This is a genomic window from Acinetobacter haemolyticus (assembly GCF_900406815.1).
In the GTDB taxonomy this organism is placed as follows: Bacteria; Pseudomonadota; Gammaproteobacteria; order Pseudomonadales; family Moraxellaceae; genus Acinetobacter; species Acinetobacter haemolyticus_A.
The window spans coordinates 94,370-114,107 of record NZ_OVCN01000004.1 but is presented as its reverse complement, the minus strand read 5'-3'; the positions used below and the strand labels follow the sequence as shown (position 1 = coordinate 114,107).

The 19,738-nt window shown below is 41.6% G+C and carries 19 protein-coding genes; 12 read left to right on the top strand and 7 right to left on the bottom strand.

Translation table 11 applies throughout. The features are described from left to right. Positions 1–40 precede the first annotated feature (40 nt). The 3 genes from DK207_RS04045 to DK207_RS04035 are packed head-to-tail and all read right to left on the bottom strand — an operon-like array spanning position 41 to position 2,489. Entirely contained in the window at positions 41–1,348 is a 1,308-nt protein-coding gene (locus DK207_RS04045; RefSeq protein ID WP_109440079.1) for a DUF445 domain-containing protein, read from the bottom strand. A gap of 17 nt (positions 1,349–1,365) precedes the next feature. Further along, on the bottom strand, positions 1,366–1,923 hold the full coding sequence (locus DK207_RS04040; protein WP_004641631.1) for a CC0125/CC1285 family lipoprotein: 558 nt from the start codon (positions 1,921–1,923) through the stop codon (positions 1,366–1,368). A gap of 26 nt (positions 1,924–1,949) precedes the next feature. Continuing rightward, positions 1,950–2,489 (bottom strand): DUF924 family protein, encoded by a 540-nt coding sequence (locus DK207_RS04035; RefSeq protein ID WP_109440078.1) that lies wholly within the window; start codon positions 2,487–2,489, stop codon positions 1,950–1,952. A gap of 245 nt (positions 2,490–2,734) precedes the next feature. Here DK207_RS04035 and gshA point away from each other — a divergent pair, with 245 nt between their 5' ends. Both gshA and DK207_RS04025 read left to right on the top strand, forming a co-directional pair. Next, the gene (gene gshA, locus DK207_RS04030) at positions 2,735–4,312 is read left to right on the top strand and encodes a glutamate--cysteine ligase (protein WP_109440077.1); all 1,578 of its coding nucleotides are present in this window, start codon (positions 2,735–2,737) and stop codon (positions 4,310–4,312) included. Positions 4,313–4,330: 18 nt separating this feature from the next. Next, on the top strand, positions 4,331–4,828 hold the full coding sequence (locus DK207_RS04025) for a disulfide bond formation protein B (RefSeq protein WP_109440076.1): 498 nt from the start codon (positions 4,331–4,333) through the stop codon (positions 4,826–4,828). 57 nt (positions 4,829–4,885) lie between these two features. On the opposite strand, the gene DK207_RS04020 is transcribed toward DK207_RS04025, so the two are convergent. Next, entirely contained in the window at positions 4,886–6,232 is a 1,347-nt protein-coding gene (locus tag DK207_RS04020) for a hypothetical protein (protein ID WP_109440075.1), read from the bottom strand. Between the two features lie 262 nt (positions 6,233–6,494). Between DK207_RS04020 and DK207_RS04015 the strand changes: the two genes are divergently transcribed. From DK207_RS04015 to urtE, 7 genes are all read left to right on the top strand, one after another. After that, on the top strand, positions 6,495–7,103 hold the full coding sequence (locus DK207_RS04015) for a YqiA/YcfP family alpha/beta fold hydrolase (protein ID WP_109440074.1): 609 nt from the start codon (positions 6,495–6,497) through the stop codon (positions 7,101–7,103). Then, on the top strand, positions 7,100–8,983 hold the full coding sequence (gene parE, locus DK207_RS04010) for a DNA topoisomerase IV subunit B (protein ID WP_109440073.1): 1,884 nt from the start codon (positions 7,100–7,102) through the stop codon (positions 8,981–8,983). Before DK207_RS04015 ends, parE begins: the two co-directional genes overlap by 4 nt. 235 nt (positions 8,984–9,218) lie before the next feature. Further along, positions 9,219–10,496 (top strand): urea ABC transporter substrate-binding protein, encoded by a 1,278-nt coding sequence (gene urtA / locus DK207_RS04005; RefSeq protein ID WP_109440072.1) that lies wholly within the window; start codon positions 9,219–9,221, stop codon positions 10,494–10,496. Positions 10,497–10,588: 92 nt separating this feature from the next. Further along, entirely contained in the window at positions 10,589–12,223 is a 1,635-nt protein-coding gene (gene urtB, locus DK207_RS04000) for an urea ABC transporter permease subunit UrtB (protein WP_109440071.1), read from the top strand. Positions 12,224–12,227: 4 nt separating this feature from the next. Beyond that, the gene (gene urtC / locus DK207_RS03995; protein WP_109440070.1) at positions 12,228–13,298 is read left to right on the top strand and encodes an urea ABC transporter permease subunit UrtC; all 1,071 of its coding nucleotides are present in this window, start codon (positions 12,228–12,230) and stop codon (positions 13,296–13,298) included. Next, complete coding sequence (urtD, locus tag DK207_RS03990) at positions 13,299–14,126, top strand: urea ABC transporter ATP-binding protein UrtD (protein ID WP_004641608.1); 828 nt, start codon at positions 13,299–13,301, stop codon at positions 14,124–14,126. 9 nt (positions 14,127–14,135) lie between these two features. Next, complete coding sequence (gene urtE / locus DK207_RS03985; RefSeq protein ID WP_109440069.1) at positions 14,136–14,834, top strand: urea ABC transporter ATP-binding subunit UrtE; 699 nt, start codon at positions 14,136–14,138, stop codon at positions 14,832–14,834. A 213-nt stretch (positions 14,835–15,047) separates the two neighbouring features. Here the strand turns inward: urtE and DK207_RS03980 are convergent, their stop codons facing one another. The 3 genes from DK207_RS03980 to DK207_RS03970 form a co-directional block, all read right to left on the bottom strand. After that, entirely contained in the window at positions 15,048–15,785 is a 738-nt protein-coding gene (locus DK207_RS03980; protein WP_109440068.1) for a hypothetical protein, read from the bottom strand. A gap of 85 nt (positions 15,786–15,870) precedes the next feature. Continuing rightward, entirely contained in the window at positions 15,871–16,416 is a 546-nt protein-coding gene (locus DK207_RS03975) for a GNAT family N-acetyltransferase (RefSeq protein ID WP_109440067.1), read from the bottom strand. Between the two features lie 324 nt (positions 16,417–16,740). Beyond that, positions 16,741–17,466: an outer membrane protein OmpK gene (locus DK207_RS03970; RefSeq protein ID WP_109440066.1), complete on the bottom strand. Its 726-nt coding sequence runs from the start codon at positions 17,464–17,466 to the stop codon at positions 16,741–16,743. Positions 17,467–17,833: 367 nt separating this feature from the next. Between DK207_RS03970 and DK207_RS03965 the strand changes: the two genes are divergently transcribed. From DK207_RS03965 to DK207_RS03955, 3 genes are all read left to right on the top strand, one after another. After that, the gene (locus DK207_RS03965; protein ID WP_109440065.1) at positions 17,834–18,193 is read left to right on the top strand and encodes an HPF/RaiA family ribosome-associated protein; all 360 of its coding nucleotides are present in this window, start codon (positions 17,834–17,836) and stop codon (positions 18,191–18,193) included. 139 nt (positions 18,194–18,332) lie between these two features. Next, positions 18,333–18,878, top strand: coding sequence for an ankyrin repeat domain-containing protein (locus tag DK207_RS03960; protein WP_109440064.1), 546 nt, complete (start codon positions 18,333–18,335; stop codon positions 18,876–18,878). 31 nt (positions 18,879–18,909) lie between these two features. Further along, positions 18,910–19,677 carry a transporter gene (locus DK207_RS03955; protein WP_171293620.1) on the top strand — a complete coding sequence of 256 codons (768 nt, stop codon included), beginning with the start codon at positions 18,910–18,912 and terminating at the stop codon, positions 19,675–19,677. Positions 19,678–19,738: the final 61 nt, after the last annotated feature.

Sequence of the window (19,738 nt, the reverse complement as noted above, 5' to 3'; positions counted from 1 at the left end):
GAGCTACTTAAAAATAAAGTTTGTTTACGGGATGATTTATTTACAGAACATTTTCAACAACGGCCCGTATGATCCCCAAGATCAAGCCGATAAAGGTGCCGACGATGACGCCGTTCACACGAATCATGTGTAAATCACCACCCACTTCACTCTCGATTTTGGCAATCATTTCTCGTGAATCCCATTCATGGATTCGTTCACTGATATAACGAATAATCTTATCGCTATATTGTTCACTGAAATTGGTTGCTAAGCCCACCATTTTAGTATTAAGAACTTGGCGAACCTTGTCATTTTGAATCAAGCTCACACCAAGTTGTTGAATGGCAGCTTGTAAATTGGTGGCAATTCCAGAATCCTCTTGCATCAAATCTGTTTTGATGGCATCACATAAGATCGCGATTGCGCCTGTAATAAAATTTAAAACCTGTGGGCTATCGAGGAGTGCATCTTTGCCATTGTTTAAACGTTGGCTGGCTTCACTGTCATTGTCTGCAAGTTCTAACATCAGTTTGTGGGTTACAGCTTCGATATCCTGTCGCCATGGATGATCAGGATTGGCCAGCATCGATTCAACACGCTCAATCAGTGAATCAATAGTACGTTGTTGTACATCGATACCAATCCAGCTTGCGCCTTTCGCTAGTTTCCATACACCCAACTCTTTAAATAGGGTACGTGACAATTCGCGTGCTTCTTCGGGATGAGAAACCATCCATTCATGCGCAACATCCAAACCACGCTGTAACACATCTTGATGAAAGTCATTGTCTAAAACGGCACGTAACATCTCACTGGCTAGGGTATTGATTTTGGTACTGCGCACCCATTGCACGCTGTTATTTTGGACAAAATTGGCTATTTGGTCTTGACTGACAAACTCAAAAATTTTCGGCACCGTTTGCTGAATGATCTGTACCACTTGACCGTTATTTTTGGGATTGGCAAGCCATTCACCTACTGCCAAACTGATATCGGAGTTTTGTAGGCTGCGTTGAACAATGACAGGAGAGAGGAAATTCTCTTGTACAAAACGACCCATTGATTCAGCAATACGTGCTTTATTACGCGGAATAATTTCAGTATGGTCACGTAACAATTTCGGTAGGGGCATTTTTCCAAATGGATTGCGGAATAACACCGTGACGGCATACCAGTCTGCTAATCCTCCGACCACGCCCGCTTCAGCACCTAACATGAAGATATGGATGAGCCATTTATATTCAGGTAGAAAGTGCGCCACAACCATGAGTACAACCCATGCCGAGACAGCAATAATCAAGGCGAGGGTGGCGAAGTATTTACTTCTTTGCAAACTTGGCACATGGATTTCTTCGGCTGAATTCATTGAGTCATCCTATTCATTCATTTTTTGTTTTGAGGTGAGGCAGGTGGCTGCAATACCTCTCCTGTTGGACTCAACCCGTATTTTTGCCCTAAGGATTGTAAAATTAACTGTGCATCAAAGGCATCAGGTGACTGCTGTTGAGTCTTGAAACATTCGATAGTATACGACACTTGGATGGGATCAAGATTGACCACTTGTGGCATATCATAGAATGGATCCGGCCAAAACGCAGGATGACGACGGTAGTAGCCATAAGGATAATAAGGTCGACTTGGATAAATCACCGCTTGGCGTTGCTCTTTAATCCGTGCATTACTTGGATCATCAACGACAGTAAAAAATCGAAAGCCATTTTTAACTGTGGTTTGTGCTGCCTTTAATAAAGTAATTTCCTCTGCTGTACCATAACTCAGATTATTTCCTGCTTGGAAGCTGATACGAAAGCTTTTGTTATTTAACGGATAAGCGGTAAATTGCCCCAATTGATCGAAAGTCTTGGGTTGTTTAGGCACAGTTGCACACCCTGCAAAGGTCAATGCGATGAGTACAGGCGTACACATTAATAACGATTTCATAAGTTATTCCTCTCTGGAAGATCGGATCAAAAGTGACTGTCTGGCTGAGTTAGAAACTCAAGTTCTTCTGCTGTTGAAACTCGCCCAAGCACCACATTACGATGTGGATAGCGGCCAAAACGATCAATGATCACCTTATGTTTTTCTTCAAAGCTTAAATTGATGGGATTGCCTAAGCGTTGAAATAACGCTAGGGCATAGTCGTGAATCATTTTGGATTCACTGTGCATAAATGGCATGTATAAAAAAGAGCGCTGTTCGGGGCTCAACTCAGTATCGAGTTGTAGACTAATCGCTTCTTGTGCCAACATCAGTGCCATGCTGTCATAGGCAAAAGCTTGGGCCTGATCGCGATACAAGTTGCGAGAAAATTGATCTAGGATAATAATTTCAGCCAAGCGTCCTTCAGCAGTTTGACGCCAAGACCAAAGTTCTGCTTGCGTGGCTTGATGATGGATGGATTGAAAAAGCTCACGAATTTTGGCATCAAAACTCTCACTTTTAGCAAACCATAAAGGGCGATGATCGGGAGCAAACCAAAAATTTAGAATGTCTTGTGCTTGCATAAGCGGTTATCCATCAGCAGAATTATTTTTCAATAAAATCACAATTTCAGCATGTCTTAAATAACAAGTTTGTGATAAAAATTGCCAAATTAGAGAGAGTTGATGACATTCCACAGATATTCTCTTTCGCAAACATCTGTGAAATATCAACAAACCCTAGCTGACTAGATGGCAATAGTCGTTATAATTGGCAACAGCAAGCCACTACACAGTGTTTGGCCAGTGAATCAATGAGCATATATATTATGAATCAACCCAGCGCACTTTCTTCCTCTGTGATACCAACTTGGGTAGATGCTTCGCAATTGGCAGGTATGTTACGAGGTATCGAGCGTGAAAGTTTGCGTATGCAAAGCAATGGATTTTTATCACAAAAAAACCATCCAATTGCTTTAGGTTCAGCACTGACACATCCGCATATCACCACGGATTATTCTGAAGCATTAATGGAGTTTATCACCACGCCACATCGAACCATTGCGGCTGCTTTAGATGAGTTGCGAGATATTCATCATGTGGTGCATCAGCATTTGCAAGATGGGGAAAAGCTGTGGCCGCTTTCTATGCCGTGTATGTTGGATGACCAAGAAGAAAATATTAGATTGGCGCAATATGGCACCTCAAATATTGGTCGGTTTAAAACTTTATATCGTCACGGTTTAGGTGTGCGTTATGGTCGCCGTATGCAGACCATTTCAGGTGTACATTATAATTTATCCTTTCCTGATCAATTATTTGAAAATTTACAACAGCATGAAACCAATGCTGAATTGAAGCAGCTTAGCTTGCAGGATTATCGTAGTCATCGTTATTTCGGTTTGATTCGCAACTTTATTCGATTGACACCTTTGGTGATGTATCTGCTGGGAGCAAGCCCATCCGTATGTCGTTGTTTTTTGACAGGACGTGAACATCATTTACAAGCATTGATCAAAGGCACGTTGTATTTACCAGAAGCTACGGCTTTACGTATGGGACGTTTGGGTTATCAAAACTCAGCCCAAAAGCAGTTAGGTATTCACTATAACGATTTGCATGATTACTTAGAGGGTTTACAAAAAGCGGTGCATACGCCTTACCCTCAGTTCACCGCTTTAGGCTTAGATGATGAACAAGGTGAGCCGATTCAAATCAATGATCATGTTCTACAAATTGAAAATGAATACTATAGTTTGATTCGTCCGAAACAAGTCCCTGAACAGAATGAAACACCTTCCCAAGCGTTAAAAAATCGTGGCGTGGGCTATGTAGAGTTACGAGCAGTGGATGTCAATCCATATCGTGCGATTGGAATTGATGAGACCGCCGCTGGGTTCCTAGAAAGTTTAGCTTTGTATTGTTTGTTGAATGACAGCCCTGAATTGTGGGCAGACGAACAAGATCAGATTGATCTGAATCAAACCGAAATCGTCAATCGAGGTCGGGCGGCAGATGCCAAAATTAAAGATGGACCGTTTGAAGTACCTTTCCAAGATTGGGCGCAACGCCATCTCAGACAAATTCAAGCGTGTGCAATTTTACTCGATCAAATAGAGGGTACTTCACTCTATCAAGATGCGGTACAGGTGATGCAGCATCGTTTATATCAGGTTGAAAATACGCTTTCTGAACAGGTAATCAATGATACCTTGCAATATGGAGGGACATGGAACTTTGGTAGTATCATGGCTCAACAACATGTAAAGGATTATGAGCAACACCAAATCAGTTCAGAAAGAAAACAATATTTCGAACATTTGGCACAAACTTCGTTGCAAAAACAGTCTCAACTCGAACAAGATAATCACATGAGTTTTGAAGAATATCTTGCACACTATCGTTAAAAATTTTGAGGACTTTCCATGCGCTGGAATTACCGTTTGGTCAGTGCTGTATTGGTACTGACGAGCATCATTGGGCTCGCATTTGCTTTATATTTAGAACACGTGCAAGGTCTGGAACCTTGTCCATTATGTATTTTTCAGCGAATTGGTTTAATTGGTATGGGCTTAATTGCATTAGTTGCATTTATTCACAACCCAATTTCCAACTTTTTTAAACGCTTTTATGCGGTATTGGCAACCTTGGCGATCGGATGGTCGGCTGGTGTTGCGGCGCGTCATGTATGGCTACAGCATTTACCACCCGATCAAGTACCCAGTTGTGGACCAGGTTTAGATTATTTGGTTGATGTTTTGCCGATGAAAACGGTACTGCAACAAGTACTCTCTGGCTCAGGAGAGTGTGCCCTGATTGATTGGAGTTTTCTGGGACAGTCACTCCCTGTGTGGTCACTGGTATATTTCAGCTTGATTCTTGTGATTTGTTTATGGCAACTCTTTAGAAAATATCCTGCCTAATTCGTAAAAAAGCCAACGTGATGTTGGCTTTTTTAATGGATGAAACTAGAAGAATCGTTAGGTTTCAACGATGCCCTCTAAATCTTCAAAGCTGTGATTGTTTGGAATATTAATGAGATGTGTTTGAACACCAGCTTCAACCTTATCGCTGACATCTGGATATAACCAACGCGTAATTTGTTCTGCGACACTGGAGTGGTATTGAATCTCAAAATGGTTCAAACCGTAGAAAACTGCTTTGTGCGTATCAGGAAGTTTGAGCTGGAAACGCGGGTTTGGATGCTCGCCTAAAGCACTTTTAACACTGACTAGGTAATCGCCAATCACGGTAAGTGCTTTGGTTCTAAGCTTTTCAAACTCTAGCGTACCTGCAATGAGGAAGGTATTAATATGTGATGGTAATGGTGCAGGCTTACGATTGTCATCTTCAAAACCAATACGCGCATCATTATGTTCCCAATCATCATCACGTACGCTACCGTGACGTAAATCTAAAATACCATTACTGCGAACATTGACCAATTGACCGATAAGGTTAATAAAAGGAAACGCGCCGAGTTTATCTTGTAAAATAAAACCAAAACGTTCAAGCACTGCACCATGATGGGGTGAGCCAATGCAGACTAAGTTTTCAACCATATGAACCCATTGGCATAGGTTCTGCTTGCCATAAAACAGGGCACTGCGAGAGACTAATCCCCCCATACTATGTCCAATCAGGTCAATACTGGTGATACGTGGATTACGTTGTACCAAATCTTCCAGCACATTGGCAAAGCTGCGACCATTGGCTGAGATACGGCGACCAGTATTGTAGTTGAGATAGAGCATGGTATTGTTATCACGTTGCGCAAGCAAACGTTCACCAATGCCACCGTAACGATGATTTGACCACGTTAAATGGTTCATGCAAAGACCATGAGTCAAAATGACCACACGACCCGTCAATTCGCCTTGTTGCAAAGAGCCATAGTGATCATACAGCACCATAGGCAAAGCCATCGGATTTTGCTGATTTAAAAAATGATCCCCGAAGATCCCATTGAGTGCACCCACCACAAAATGTAAAGACGGGCTCAACGGTTTGTCATGTAATACTGGAAATTTTGCAATGACTCGGCGCAAGTTTGGTGCAAGAAAGCTGCTGCCATATTTCTGAATGGCAACATAAGAAAATTGATAAAACCTCTGTAGTTGAGGGTGTTTTTGTAACTTTCTGGCTTTTTGAGCACTCAAACCAAGCGTTGTTCGTAACACCTCAGTTTGGACCAATTGCACTAATTCGTGCACCCCACTTAAGCTCGTGCTTACGAGTTGTGCCAAACCTTCCAAAACATCTGCCTGACTTGGGGGCGTACTGTCCCATTTACAGTAGGTTTCATGCAGAGGTGTTAAACTTGGCATATTGATTTCCTCATCCTTGATATATACCGAAGGTTTGAAGTTATTGATCTAATATTGTTTAGATAAACTACAGCAAACGCATGCATCTTTTCTTGTTTCAACAGTATTTTTTTTAGAATACTGATGAACGGTGCATAGTATCGTTTTTTGTGTCTGACAATTTAGGGCTTATCTGCAAACTATATTGTTATTTATTTATCAATTGTGTTTGATAATGTGATCTATTTGGCTTTAAGTCAAGCAAATGACGCTGTAGGTACGTATGCAAATTATTTATTTACATGGTTTTCGAAGTAGTCCTAGGTCAATAAAAGGGCAGCAGTTGTATCAATATTGTGCGCATTATGATCATATTCACGTGCATTTTCCAGATTTAAACCGCACCCCACAAGAAGTTATGCAATATCTATCGGCACTGGTAGAAAGTTTACCACTCGATCAAGTGGTGGTGGTGGGGAGTAGTCTGGGGGGATTCTATGCGACTTATCTTGTCGCACAATATGCCTGTCCAGCTGTTTTGATTAATCCTGCTATGCGACCATGGCAACTGTTTCAAGATTTATTTGGAATTGAACAGATTCCACTCAAAGTGACTGAATCATGGACACTTGATATAGATCAATTGCAGCAATTACAATCGATTGCTGAGACCAGCTTAGTGCATGCTGATAAAATTCTGGTGTTGTTGCAACAAGGTGATGAAGTCTTGGATTATCGTCAAGCACAACGCTATTATAGTGCAGCTCATCCATCCTCATTGATTTTAACCGACGCTGATGGTAATCATGCAATGGATGATTTTGAAGAAAAATTACCTTTAGTACTCGAATTTTTATCGGCAGCCCTGCAAAAAGGAAGTCAGACCAAGTGACACAATACACGGCACAATCCCTTGAAGTTCTTTCTGGTTTAGATCCTGTTCGTCGTCGTCCCGGAATGTATACCGACACCTCACGTCCAAACCACTTGGCCCAAGAGGTAATTGATAATGCCGTTGATGAGGCACTTGCAGGTCATGCCAATCAAGTCACGGTCACGATTTATGAAGATGGTTCATTGTCAGTTGAAGACAATGGTCGTGGAATGCCAGTTGATATCCATCCAGAATATGGTCAAAGTGGTATCGAAATCATTTTGACCAAGCTCCATGCAGGTGGAAAGTTCAGCACTGACAATTACCAGTTCTCTGGTGGGTTGCATGGTGTCGGTATCTCTGTGGTCAATGCTTTATCTACACGGGTTGAAGTCGCGGTACAACGCCAAGGTAACTTGTATCAGATGGCATTTGAACAAGGTGAACCTGTTGCGCCATTATCTGTTTTAGAAGGCAAAGTAGCGAAACGGGCGACAGGGACAACCGTTCGTTTCTGGCCAGAAGCAAAATATTTTGATAGTCCAAAGTTTGCGTTAAAAGCGCTCAAACACAACCTTAAAGCTAAAGCGGTTTTAGCGGCAGGTTTGAAAATTATTTATGACGATAAAATCAATAATGAAAAGATTGAATGGCAGTTTGAAAATGGTTTAGTCGACTATTTGATGGATGAGCTCGAAGACCGTGAGATTCTGCCTGCTCCAGCTTTTGTGAGTAGTGGACAAGCGGAACGCGCCGCCTGTGAATTTGCGATTTGCTGGAACGTTGAAGGTGGAGAACAAATTCAGGAAAGTTACGTTAACTTAATCCCAACCGCGCAAGGCGGTACTCATGTCAATGGTTTACGCTCAGGTGTGACAGAAGCGTTGCGCGAGTTTTGTGAATTACGTAATTTATTGCCACGCAATATGAAGCTGTCTGCGGAAGATGTCTGGGATGGGGTGAATTTCATCCTGTCATTGAAATTCCAAGAACCACAATTTTCTGGGCAGACCAAAGAACGTTTATCTAGTCGTGAAGCCTCGAATATTGTTTTAAATATTGCCAAGGATGCATTTGCCTTATGGCTCAATCAACATGCTGAGATCGCAACACAACTTGCAGAAATGGCGATCGCCAAAGCGGGTCGTCGTTTAAAAGCTGCAAAAAAGGTAGAGCGTAAGAAGATCGTTGCAGGTCCTGCCTTACCAGGAAAATTAGCAGATTGTGTCGGCTTAACCCGTGAAGATAGTGAGCTGTTTATTGTCGAGGGTGATTCTGCAGGCGGTAGTGCGAAACAAGCACGAGATAAGAATTTCCAAGCGATTATGCCGATTCGCGGAAAAATTTTAAATACATGGGAAGTGTCTTCGGATGAGGTCTTAGCCTCTCAGGAAGTACATGATATTGCCATTGCGATAGGTGTTGATCCAGGCAGTGATGATCTATCTGAATTGCGCTATGGAAAAATTTGCATCCTTGCTGATGCGGATTCGGATGGACTGCACATTGCAACTTTATTGTGCGCTTTGTTTGTGAAACATTTTCCGACTTTGGTGGAAGAAGGCCACTTATATGTTGCCATGCCGCCGTTATATCGAATTGATATTGGAAAGGACGTGCACTATGCCTTGGATGATGATGAATTAGAAGCAATTCTAAAAAATATTAAAGGCAATAAAAATCCACAAATCACCCGATTTAAGGGTTTGGGTGAGATGAACGCCAGCCAATTGCGTGAAACCACCATGGATCCGAATACACGCCGTTTGGTACAGCTGGACTTGGATGATGCACATTTAACCGCAGGTTTATTAGATAAATTACTTGCGAAGAAACGAGCTGCGGATCGTAAGCATTGGTTAGAACAAAAAGGTAATTTGGCAGATATTGCGGTTTAAATTTTGCTCAATTCAACTGAAAAAGCCAAGCGTCCGCTTGGCTTTTTTCATTAAGATCAAAAATGCATCATTTTAGTTCAATGCGTATTTTTTGTATGCAACGTTGTATACAAGATAGAATTTTTATCAAATGGTTGTGTTTAAAATACATATAAAACAATATCTTAAATTATTGGCATAAAAATTGAATAACTCCATTCAGTCGAATCATAAGATCAAACTGTGGAGAACAAAGATGCACAATAAAATGATGCCAATATCAGTACTTATGGCTGCCATGATGGGGGCAGGGCTGGTCGGTTGTTCAAAGCCAGCCGAAAAAACAGAACAAAGCACGACAGAAACAAAAAAGGCGCCAGAGAGTGGTGAAACCATTAAAGTCGGAATTTTGCATTCACTTTCGGGAACGATGGCGATTTCTGAAACTTCACTCAAAGACACTGCTTTGATGACTATTAATGAAATCAATGCCAACGGTGGGGTTTTAGGTAAAAAATTAGAACCTGTGGTGGTGGATCCTGCATCAGATTGGCCGTTATTTGCTGAGCGAGCGCGTCAGTTAATCACTCAAGATAAAGTCGCCGTGATTTTTGGAAGTTGGACGTCGGTATCCCGCAAATCGGTTCTTCCTGTCGTAGAAGAATTAAACGGTTTAATGTTCTACCCAGTGCAGTATGAAGGTCAGGAACAATCTAAGAATATTTTCTATACTGGCGCAGCGCCAAACCAGCAAGCGATTCCTGCGGTTGAATATTTAATGAGTGATGAAGGGGGCAAGGCTGAACGTTTTGTCTTACTTGGCACAGACTATGTTTATCCACGAACGACCAACAAAATTTTACGGGCATTCCTGAAGTCCAAAGGTATTGCCGACGCAGACATTATGGAAGAGTACACACCCTTTGGTCATAGTAATTATCAGACCATTGTTTCCAATATTAAAAAGTTTTCTGCAGGTAAAAAAACCGCAGTGATTTCGACCATCAATGGCGATTCAAACGTGCCATTTTATCGTGAACTCGGCAACCAAGGGGTTAAAGCCGCTGATATTCCTGTCATGGCATTTTCAGTGGGTGAGGAAGAGTTACGCGGTATTGATACCAAACCGTTGGTGGGGCATTTGGCAGCATGGAATTATTTCATGTCAGTCAAAAATCCAAAAAATACTGAGTTTGTCAATAAATTCAAACAATTCGCGGTGGAATACAAACTTCCAAATGCCGATAAAGTCGTGACCAACGATCCGATGGAAGCAACCTATGTTGGGATCAATATGTGGAAGCAAGCGGTTGAAAAAGCGGGGACTACGGATGTCGATAAAGTCCGCGAAGCAATGGCAGGACAGACCTTTGCAGCACCTTCGGGTTATACCTTAAAAATGGACGAAAGCAATCATCATTTACACAAACCTGTGATGATCGGGCAAATTCGTGCAGATGGACAATTTGACGTGGTTTATAAAACACCAGAAACCATCAAGGCAGAGCCTTGGAGTCCTTATATCCCAAAATAAGCTTGTTCTAAAACCTGTTATTTCGATGGCAGGTTTCTTCATTTTCTTTTTCGGTGCTTCGTAAAAATCTACGATCCATAAGGGCGAGTCGTATGGCAAAACATTATGTTTTAGCATTGCTCTGCGTGACGACACAGTTTTTTTGTAGTCTTGCATGGGCAGAGCAAGATCCTTTAGCAACCACGCTTTCTGTAGAAACTGCTGTGGTTACCCAAGATGCAATTCAAACCTTCGTTAAAGGTGATTTTGCAACGCGTCGTGCCATGCTGAATCAGTGGCCAGCCAGTATTGAACAGCTAGACCAGCTTGTTGCGTATATTGACCAAAATGAGTTGTATACCGATCATGCAGGACAGACTTACATTTTACAGAATGATGAGGTCTTACTCAGTTATCCTGCCAAACAGGTATTGGAAGATTGGCCTGCCGATTTATCTCAAGTGACTTTGGTCAATACCTTACGCAAAGCGCTCAATTTCGGACAAGCCAAAGCGAAACTCAATTCAGAAGATGCATCACAGCGTTTGGCAGCCGTTGATATTTTGGAAAATAACTTGGCTGAAATCGATGTCGCAATGGTCAAGCAACTCTATCTCAACGAGAGCAACAACAAAGTCAAAGCACGTTTAGCACAACTTAAAGCACGCTTAGAGTTTAAAGATGCCGATGTATTTGGAAAAGTTGCGGCGGTCAATGTTCTCGCTGAGTCGAATCGTCCTGATGTATTGGCAATGATTGAGCAAACCTTAGAACAGCCGATTGCCAACCAAGAATTACAAACGGCTTTGTTGGATGCCAAGAATAAAATTAAAACCAGAATACAAGCCAGTGAATGGTCTGGACATGTATTTTCAGGTTTAAGCACCGCCAGTATTTTATTGCTTGCAGCACTTGGTCTTGCTATTACCTATGGATTGCTGGGTGTCATTAATATGGCACATGGCGAATTGATCATGATTGGTGCCTATACCACTTATGTTGTACAAAGCTTTTTCAAAACCCATTTTGTTGGATTGATCGATTGGTATTTACTGGCTGCGATTCCTGCTGCATTCCTCGTCAGTGCACTGATCGGCATGTTGATTGAACGCACGGTGATCCGCCCTTTATATGGTCGTCAGCTTGAGACCTTATTAGCGACCTTTGGTGTCAGTCTGATTTTGATGCAATTGGTACGTATGGTTTTTGGTGCGCAAAATGTCGAAGTGTCCAATGTCTCATGGCTCAGTGGTGGTATTGCCGTCACACCGAGTTTAATGTTGCCTTATAACCGCATTGCGATTATTGCATTCACCATTGCAGTTTTACTGTTGTTGGTTTTCTTGCTCAATAAAACCCGTTTCGGATTATTCGTTCGTGCCGTCACACAAAACCGTCAGATGGCGCGTGCAGTCGGTATTCGCTCAGCGCGGATTGACATGATGGCATTTGGACTGGGGTCTGGTTTGGCTGGCTTGGCAGGTTGTGCGTTGGCACAAGTGGGCAATGTCGGTCCTGATCTCGGACAAAACTACATTATTGATGCTTTCCTCGTGGTGGTTGTCGGTGGTGTGGGACAAGTGTGGGGCGCAGTTTTGGCAGCACTGGGTTTAGGCATCAGTGGCACGGTGTTGGAAATCGGCATGGGTGCTGTATTGGCAAAAATTATTCTACTGGTACTTGTGATTTTGTTTATCCAAAAACGTCCACAAGGTTTGTTTGCCATCAAAGGTCGTTTTGTGGAGTAAGCCAATGAAAATCATTTCTTTATTTGCAGATAAACCCTATAGCGGTATTGCCATCGCCGTGTGTTTTACGGTGATGATGATTTTACCATGGCTACATTTACTGCCTTCGGATTCAGCATTTTACTTATCTGCATATTGGATCACTTTGATTGGCAAAATTATGTGCCTCGCTTTAGTGGCATTGGCATTGGATTTGGTCTGGGGCTATGCAGGGATTCTCAGCTTAGGGCATGGTTTGTACTTTGCGCTGGGTGGTTATGCTTTCGGTATGTATTTGATGCGCCAATCTGCAGGCGATGGCTTACCCGATTTTATGCGTTTTCTCAGCTGGACAGAGTTGCCGTGGTATTGGACAGGAACAGAGCATATTCTCTGGGCAATGGCACTGGTGATTTTAGTTCCTGGCATTGTGGCCTTTATTTTTGGTTTCTTTGCATTTCGCTCCAAAATCAAAGGCGTGTATTTCTCGATTATTACTCAGGCAATGGTGTTTGCCGCAGCACTCTTGTTCTTCCGTAACGAAACAGGCTTTGGCGGAAACAATGGTTTCACTGGTTTTAAAACCTTATTGGGTTTTGATATTACCTCTGCACCGATGCGTGCCACCTTATGTTTTGTAACTGCTTTGGTATTGATGCTGTGCTTTATTGGATTACGTCAATTGATGAACCGTCCTTATGGTCGTGTACTTGGTGCAATACGTGACAGTGAAAACCGTTTGCAATATTTAGGTTATCGCACGCTGTGGTACAAACTGTCAGCGTGGGTGCTTTCGGCTGTGATCGCAGGGATTGCAGGTGCGCTCTATGTACCGCAAGTCGGCATCATCAATCCGAGTGAAATGAATCCTGTCAACTCAATTGAAATGGCGGTGTGGGTTGCTGCGGGTGGGCGTGGTACCTTAATTGGCCCAATTTTAGGTGCAGGACTGATCAATGCCGCTAAAACCTATTTCACGGTAGCTGCACCTGAAGCATGGCTGCTGATATTGGGCGCATTATTTATTGTGGTGACTTTATTCCTTCCTAAAGGTGTAATTGGTTTGTTTGACCGCTTTAAAAAGGAGCGTAATTAAATGAGTGATTTACACAACAACTCAGCTCAACATGGTGGTCAACTGGGTGAGGGTTACGGACGCGCCAAAACACAAGGTGCAGACTTTAGTCATGGTATTGCCTTATATCTGGAAAAAGTCAGTGTGTGGTTTGATTCATTTCGTGCCTTAAATGATTTATCGCTGTATATCGCAGAGGGTGAGTTGCGTTGCATTATCGGGCCAAATGGTGCAGGTAAAACCACGTTGATGGATGTGATTACAGGCAAAACCCGTCCAACCACAGGCACAGCTTTTTTTGGGCAAAATTACGATCTTGCCAAAATGAGCACCGAGCAAATTGCTGAAGTGGGCATTGGACGGAAATTTCAAAAACCCACTGTGTTTGAAAATTTCACCGTGATGGAAAACTTATTGCTGGCTGCGCCACGAGATAAGCGAGTGAAAAAAAGCTTGTTTAGCCGACTTGATCCAGAAGCGCAGTTGGCACTAGATGAAAGTTTGGAGCAAATTCGTTTAAAGGAATTTGTACAAAAGCCCGCAGGGTTATTGTCCCATGGTCAGAAGCAATGGTTAGAAATCGGTATGTTATTGATGCAGCGACCGAAACTGATTTTATTGGATGAGCCTGTGGCAGGGATGACGGATGCAGAAACTGAACGAACAGCCGAACTATGTTTAGAACTTAAAAAGAATCACACGTTAGTTGTGGTTGAACATGATATGAGCTTTATTGACACCATCAGTGAGAAAGTTACGGTCTTAGCGCAAGGTGCAATCTTAGCAGAGGGCACATTGGCAGAGGTACAAGCCAATGAAGATGTGATTGAAAAATATTTAGGACGCTAGGAGACTGCCATGTTAGAAGTGAAACAAATTAACCAGTTTTATGGTGGCAGTCATATTCTGCGTGACGTGTCTTTTCAAGCGCCTGAAGGAGAATGCAGTGTTATTTTAGGAAGGAATGGCGTCGGGAAAACCACTTTGCTCAAATGCTTAATGGGGATTTTGCCGATTAAATCAGGACAGATTTTATTAGATGGAAAAGATATCGCCAAGATGTCACCTGAGCAACGAGTACGTGCAGGCTTGGCTTATGTGCCACAAGGACGAGATATATTTTCGACTTTGACAGTGGAAGAAAATATTTTAATTGGGATGGCAAAATTTTCGGGTGCAAAAACACGAAAAGTCCCGAGTCATCTTTATGAAATTTTCCCTGTACTCGATGAAATGAAACATCGCCGTGGTGGAGACCTATCTGGTGGTCAGCAGCAGCAGCTTGCGATTGCTAGAGCGTTGGCTTCTGAGCCTAGTGTCTTGATTTTGGATGAACCGACTGAGGGGATTCAGCCTTCGATTATTAAAGATATTGGCCGAGTAATTCGTAAATTGGCAGATCAGGGTGAGATGGCAATTGTGCTGGTTGAGCAGTTCTATGATTTTGCTGAAGAGCTTGCAGATAATTATACCGTGATGGCACGTGGTCAGGTGATTGCACAAGGACAGGGGGGCGATATGCCTGAGAAAGGGATTCGAGAGTTGGTCGCGATTTAATATTCTTCAATTAAGGATTCTTTATCTGTTTTTTTAAGTCTCTACCTTGGTGATATATCTTACTTTTGAAAGATCAAAAGTAACAAAAATCTTTTGTTCGACTGACGGTACATCCTTGTAACCGCAGTCGAACATGGCGACATCCATGTCGCCTGTCACGATAGTGAATGTTGGGTAAATACAATTTAGAAAACTAAATGGTTGGTACTAGATTTATTTGCGTTCAACCTTATAGAACGTCCCACCTGCATAAACATTATGTCCAAAGCCACAGCTTGAATTACCGTTGTTTTGCTCGACCTGAATTTTTTGTCCATTCTGTGTGTCATTCAAAAATTGCAGTTTGATTTGACAGTCTTCGTAACGATAACTTGCTTGGTTTGCAGTAATTGGCATCGTGGTTTCAAATGAACCTAGGTTTGGACCATAAATGAGTCCACGTAGTCCGAAATAGTAACCTTCAAAGTCAATGAGATATCCTTTCTGTTGTTTTTTAACCGTGATGTAATCCCATTGTCCAAAACCGTTCGCACGGACATAGGTGCCTTGTAATTCTTTAGCGATTTGAGTTTTTGGAAGTTGTTTTAAATTATATTGACTTGTTTTAGAATCTTTATTTCTTAAAAACCAGACTCTTGCCCATTGCGGTTTACCCAGTTTGGCATAGCTCAATCCCACATTGTTATTGGCGATTTCAATGTCTCGATCAGTAACGTGAATACCACTTTCTTCTGCATTCAGTTGGCAGAAGTGTGCCCATGCGGCTTGGTCTTCAAATTGCTTCACTGCTTTAGCATATTGTTTTTGGTCATAGAACTTCTTTCCTGTTTGTGCATATTGTTTTAATTTGGCACAACCTTGTTGGAGTTCTTGTTCAAAAGAAGTTTCTGCAAAACTTGTCGTTGTAACTAAAACACCGGCAGTGAGTAAATATAAGGCTGATATTTTCATACTTGTCATCAGTTATTTTTAAATGGTGATTGTTTTTATTTTAACGAACAATATAAATATAGCAGTGATGAAATTGTTATGCTTTTTAAGCATTAAGTTGTAATTGCATTAGAACTAAATCCCGCCATTGTCCAAATTTTTGTCCGATTTGAGGCATATAGCCTGTTTGGATGAATCCGAGTTGCTCATGTAGCACGATTGATCCCTGATTTTCACTATCAATGGCAGCCACCATCATATGCATGTGCTGTTGTTTCGCCAGATGAATGAGTTGTTGCATCAAGGCTTTACCAAACCCTTGGCGTGCATAACTTGGATCAATAAACACCGAGTGCTCAACGCTATGCCGATAACCACTAATCGAGCGAAATGCTGAGTAATAGGCATATCCTGCGATCCGATCTAGTTGTTGATCCTCAACTACAATCATTGGGAATTGTTGCTGTTGTAAATCATGGAAGCGTTGTTGATACTCTGTCAGGGAAACTGCTTGATCATTCCAGTTGGCCGTGCCCGTGATGATTTCATGGTTATAAATGGTGAGAATCTGCTCAAGGTCATGAATTGTTGCCGAGCGGATCTTGTAATACTTATTGAATATGTGAGGCATAAATTGAGTAGAAGTAGCCATAGGTCATAGGTTGAATTAGGTAGAAGATCAACTCGAATCAGTGAATTGATTTTATTTCACATCGTGTTACTGCCACATAGATTATGATGAGGCGGATTGTTTGTGTATAGGGAATCTCTTACTTTTGAAAGATCAAAAGTAACAAAAATCTTCTGTTGAGTTGACGGTACATCCTGATACCGCAACTCAACAAGGCGACATCCATGTCGCCTGTCACGGTAGTAAATGACATCTTAAATTTAAATAAATAGATTTGATTATTTTATTCTACATATCAAAAAAAACAGCAAGGAATACCTTGCTGTTTTTTTCATTCTAATACGCTTAGAAATGGTATTTGATCAAAGCGCTAACGTTGTTTTCGTCGCTGCCTTTGATACCAAATTTATTGTTCCACACCGAATGCTCAACCCCGAGATAGAGGCGAGTGTCTGGTGAAATGTGTTTACCTACATTCCACTTGTACTGTGTGGTCCAGTTGAGTTCGCTCGCGTGATCCTTTTCAGCCGTTGACCAGTCAAGGAAGCCATCGACTAAGAACTCTTCAGTTGAGAGTTTAAATGGCAATGCATAGACAAAAGTAAGCTGGTAGTCATCAGCAGTTTTTTCATTGTTTGCACGGTAGAAATTGATATTTGCATATTGGAAATATGGGAGATCAAGATCAAAGCCTACACCATATAAGAAGTTATCAAAACTAGAGAAATCATCATTATTACTTTCCCATGTTGTTGAAACCAATACGTCTTTGATTGGACCCAAAGCTAATTTTTGGCCAGAAATTTCACCTAGACTAAAACGCGGTGAAAGCTCGAAATAAGTGCTTTTATGGTCATCACTCCCACGCATACGATCCATAAAGAAAAATACATCGGCGTATTTTACTTTTGCTGCGTATTCAACCGTTAAAGTTGTTTGCTTTTCATCAACAACTTCATAGTTTTCGCCATATAAACCTGTCAGGCTAAAATCCTGCCAAATCGGTTTTGCTTGAGTAAAAGCTGCTGTAGATACCAATAAACATGTCGCCGCAAGTTGCTTCAATTGCATTTAAAAATCCCCCCTGAAAGGCGTGTAAAGCATACAAGGAATTAAGCAAAAATAAAGCCAAATTTGACCAAATGCTCAAAAGAATTGTATTGCTGAAAATCAAAGGGAATTGCATGCCATTTAACTATTATTTGCTCAAGATTTAATAAAAATGTCAAAAATCAGCTTGCATATTTTTCATTAAGGACGGATATTGGAATTATAGAAGATCTTCTTTCCCACTGAAAAGCAACAGATGTAAAGCAAGGAGACGACAAGCATTTACATAAACAAAATATACAACTGCGTTGAATGAATGCATGCTCAAAAGCGTGCTCAATAAGATAATTTTGTAGAACCGTCTCACAGAAAAGAGAGGAAGATATTTATGAATATTGAAATCCGTACAGATAAAAACATTCAAGGTAGTGAACGTTTAATCAGTTATGTTCGTGAAGAGCTTACACAAGAATTCCAACGTTATAGCGAGCGTATTACACACTTTTCGGTTCATATTAGTGATGAAAATGGGGACAAAACGGGCGAACATGACAAACGTTGTATGATCGAAGCCCGTCCGGCAGGAATGAAGCCTGTTGCAGTAACGCACAAAGCTGCAAATATTGATCATTCGATTCATGGTGCGATTGATAAATTAAAACGTAGTCTGGAACATCTTTATGAGAAAAAAGAACATCATCGAGGTGGTTTACCTGAATTCGTTGATGTAGACGATGAAGCATCTTAGTAACAACTTAGAAAAAGCCCAAAAGTTGGGCTTTTTTTTTGCCTGTATCAAATTTATACATGATTTTTAGATCGTTTTATAAAAACCTGTTGGGATATTCGGCATAATAGAACCATTAAATATATTGTGAGAATTGGTCATGTTAAGCAATCAGCAGCAGGCCTTGGTGCAAGCCATACAACAACTCGATTTAGACCAAGTGCGATCTTTACTTGCTGAGGGACTCGACCCAAATTTTATCGATCCTGAACAAGGACCCCCCGTTTCAGTGATATGTGATGGATTATTTGCATGGTGGGAAACGATTTGTGAGGCATATGAAGCCAATCAACCACTGACTGAAACTGAAAAACAACAACAACTTCAAGTCTACTTAGATATTTTAGATGCGCTCATTCAAGCGAAAGCGAATTTACATCTTTGGGATGCAGAAGAGTTTTATGGACCGCTTTGGGATGCCGCAAGTTCAGCATGTGCACCAGTGGTAAAACGCTTATTAGATGAAAAAGTTGACCCGAATACACGTGATGAAGAAGGTCTAACGATTTTATCCTCGATTAGCCAGCTGTTCTTTGATTGTGATTTTGATGAAATTGATTGGTTACAAGCATTGGTAGAGGAACGTGCAACACTTGAATTGCTACGTGAACATGGTGCAAAAATGTCAAAAGAGCTAGCAACTTGAGATTAGCCGATTGAATAAAAAGGGGATAATGATGAAACAACGTCAAACATTAAGCTTGATCGCGCTATCAATGCTAGCAAGTACAGCTTTTGCAAATGAATTTTCTTTTGATCGTCCTGGTGCTGGCATGGGCACAGGCATTACACCAGTCGGTCAACTGGCTTGGGAGCAAGGTCTGCCAAGCGTAAGTTATCAGCAACAAACGATTGATGGGGCAAAGGAAAAAACTTTAACCTTAAATGGCGATATGTTGTTACGTACAGGTTTGGCGAAAGGGTTAGAGCTTCAGTTGGGTTGGCAAGGTCCAGTCTGGCAGCAGCACAAGCGTGCGGGTGCTACGAAAGAAAATAACGGCTTAGGTGATGTCAGCATTGGTTTGAAAAAAGCCATTAACTTAAAAGATGACCGTCTGAGCATGGCATTGTTGGCTGAAGCGATTCTTGCGACTGGAAATGATGAATTTACTGCCCATGATGATATCTATAGCTTAACTTCAGCGGTGGCTTATGATTTTAGTGACCTCATTGGCACCTCGATAACCATGCGTTACGAAGCACAAAACAGCAATTGGGCAGTCACTGCCATTCCAACGATTGATTATAAAATCGCTGGAAAATTGTCTGGATATTCAGAGTTTATTTATCGCAAAGCAGAAAGCCAAGACTATGAATATGGTTTAGGTACTGGTCTGGTCTATGTGGTCAATAATCGTATGCAGCTCGATGCCAGTGTGGGTGTCGATTTAGAAGGCAATGCGAGAAGCTATAATGGTGGCTTCGGCGTTTCCGTTTTATTTTAATCAATGTGACTTCTCCATCTTCCGTGAATCCCTGCATTTCTCATCGGGAGTATTGGGTTGA

Coding starts and splice junctions, on each gene's coding strand:
- DK207_RS03980 (WP_109440068.1), bottom strand. CDS start 15,785: ATGAAAATATCAGCCTTATATTTACTCACTGCCGGTGTTTTAGTTACA.
- DK207_RS04025 (WP_109440076.1), top strand. CDS start 4,331: ATGCGCTGGAATTACCGTTTGGTCAGTGCTGTATTGGTACTGACGAGC.
- urtA (WP_109440072.1), top strand. CDS start 9,219: ATGCACAATAAAATGATGCCAATATCAGTACTTATGGCTGCCATGATG.
- DK207_RS03960 (WP_109440064.1), top strand. CDS start 18,333: ATGTTAAGCAATCAGCAGCAGGCCTTGGTGCAAGCCATACAACAACTC.
- urtE (WP_109440069.1), top strand. CDS start 14,136: ATGTTAGAAGTGAAACAAATTAACCAGTTTTATGGTGGCAGTCATATT.
- DK207_RS04040 (WP_004641631.1), bottom strand. CDS start 1,923: ATGAAATCGTTATTAATGTGTACGCCTGTACTCATCGCATTGACCTTT.
- gshA (WP_109440077.1), top strand. CDS start 2,735: ATGAATCAACCCAGCGCACTTTCTTCCTCTGTGATACCAACTTGGGTA.
- DK207_RS04035 (WP_109440078.1), bottom strand. CDS start 2,489: ATGCAAGCACAAGACATTCTAAATTTTTGGTTTGCTCCCGATCATCGC.
- DK207_RS03975 (WP_109440067.1), bottom strand. CDS start 16,416: ATGGCTACTTCTACTCAATTTATGCCTCACATATTCAATAAGTATTAC.
- DK207_RS03955 (WP_171293620.1), top strand. CDS start 18,910: ATGAAACAACGTCAAACATTAAGCTTGATCGCGCTATCAATGCTAGCA.
- DK207_RS04045 (WP_109440079.1), bottom strand. CDS start 1,348: ATGAATTCAGCCGAAGAAATCCATGTGCCAAGTTTGCAAAGAAGTAAA.
- DK207_RS03965 (WP_109440065.1), top strand. CDS start 17,834: ATGAATATTGAAATCCGTACAGATAAAAACATTCAAGGTAGTGAACGT.
- DK207_RS04020 (WP_109440075.1), bottom strand. CDS start 6,232: ATGCCAAGTTTAACACCTCTGCATGAAACCTACTGTAAATGGGACAGT.
- DK207_RS04015 (WP_109440074.1), top strand. CDS start 6,495: ATGCAAATTATTTATTTACATGGTTTTCGAAGTAGTCCTAGGTCAATA.
- urtB (WP_109440071.1), top strand. CDS start 10,589: ATGGCAAAACATTATGTTTTAGCATTGCTCTGCGTGACGACACAGTTT.
- urtD (WP_004641608.1), top strand. CDS start 13,299: ATGAGTGATTTACACAACAACTCAGCTCAACATGGTGGTCAACTGGGT.
- urtC (WP_109440070.1), top strand. CDS start 12,228: ATGAAAATCATTTCTTTATTTGCAGATAAACCCTATAGCGGTATTGCC.
- DK207_RS03970 (WP_109440066.1), bottom strand. CDS start 17,466: ATGCAATTGAAGCAACTTGCGGCGACATGTTTATTGGTATCTACAGCA.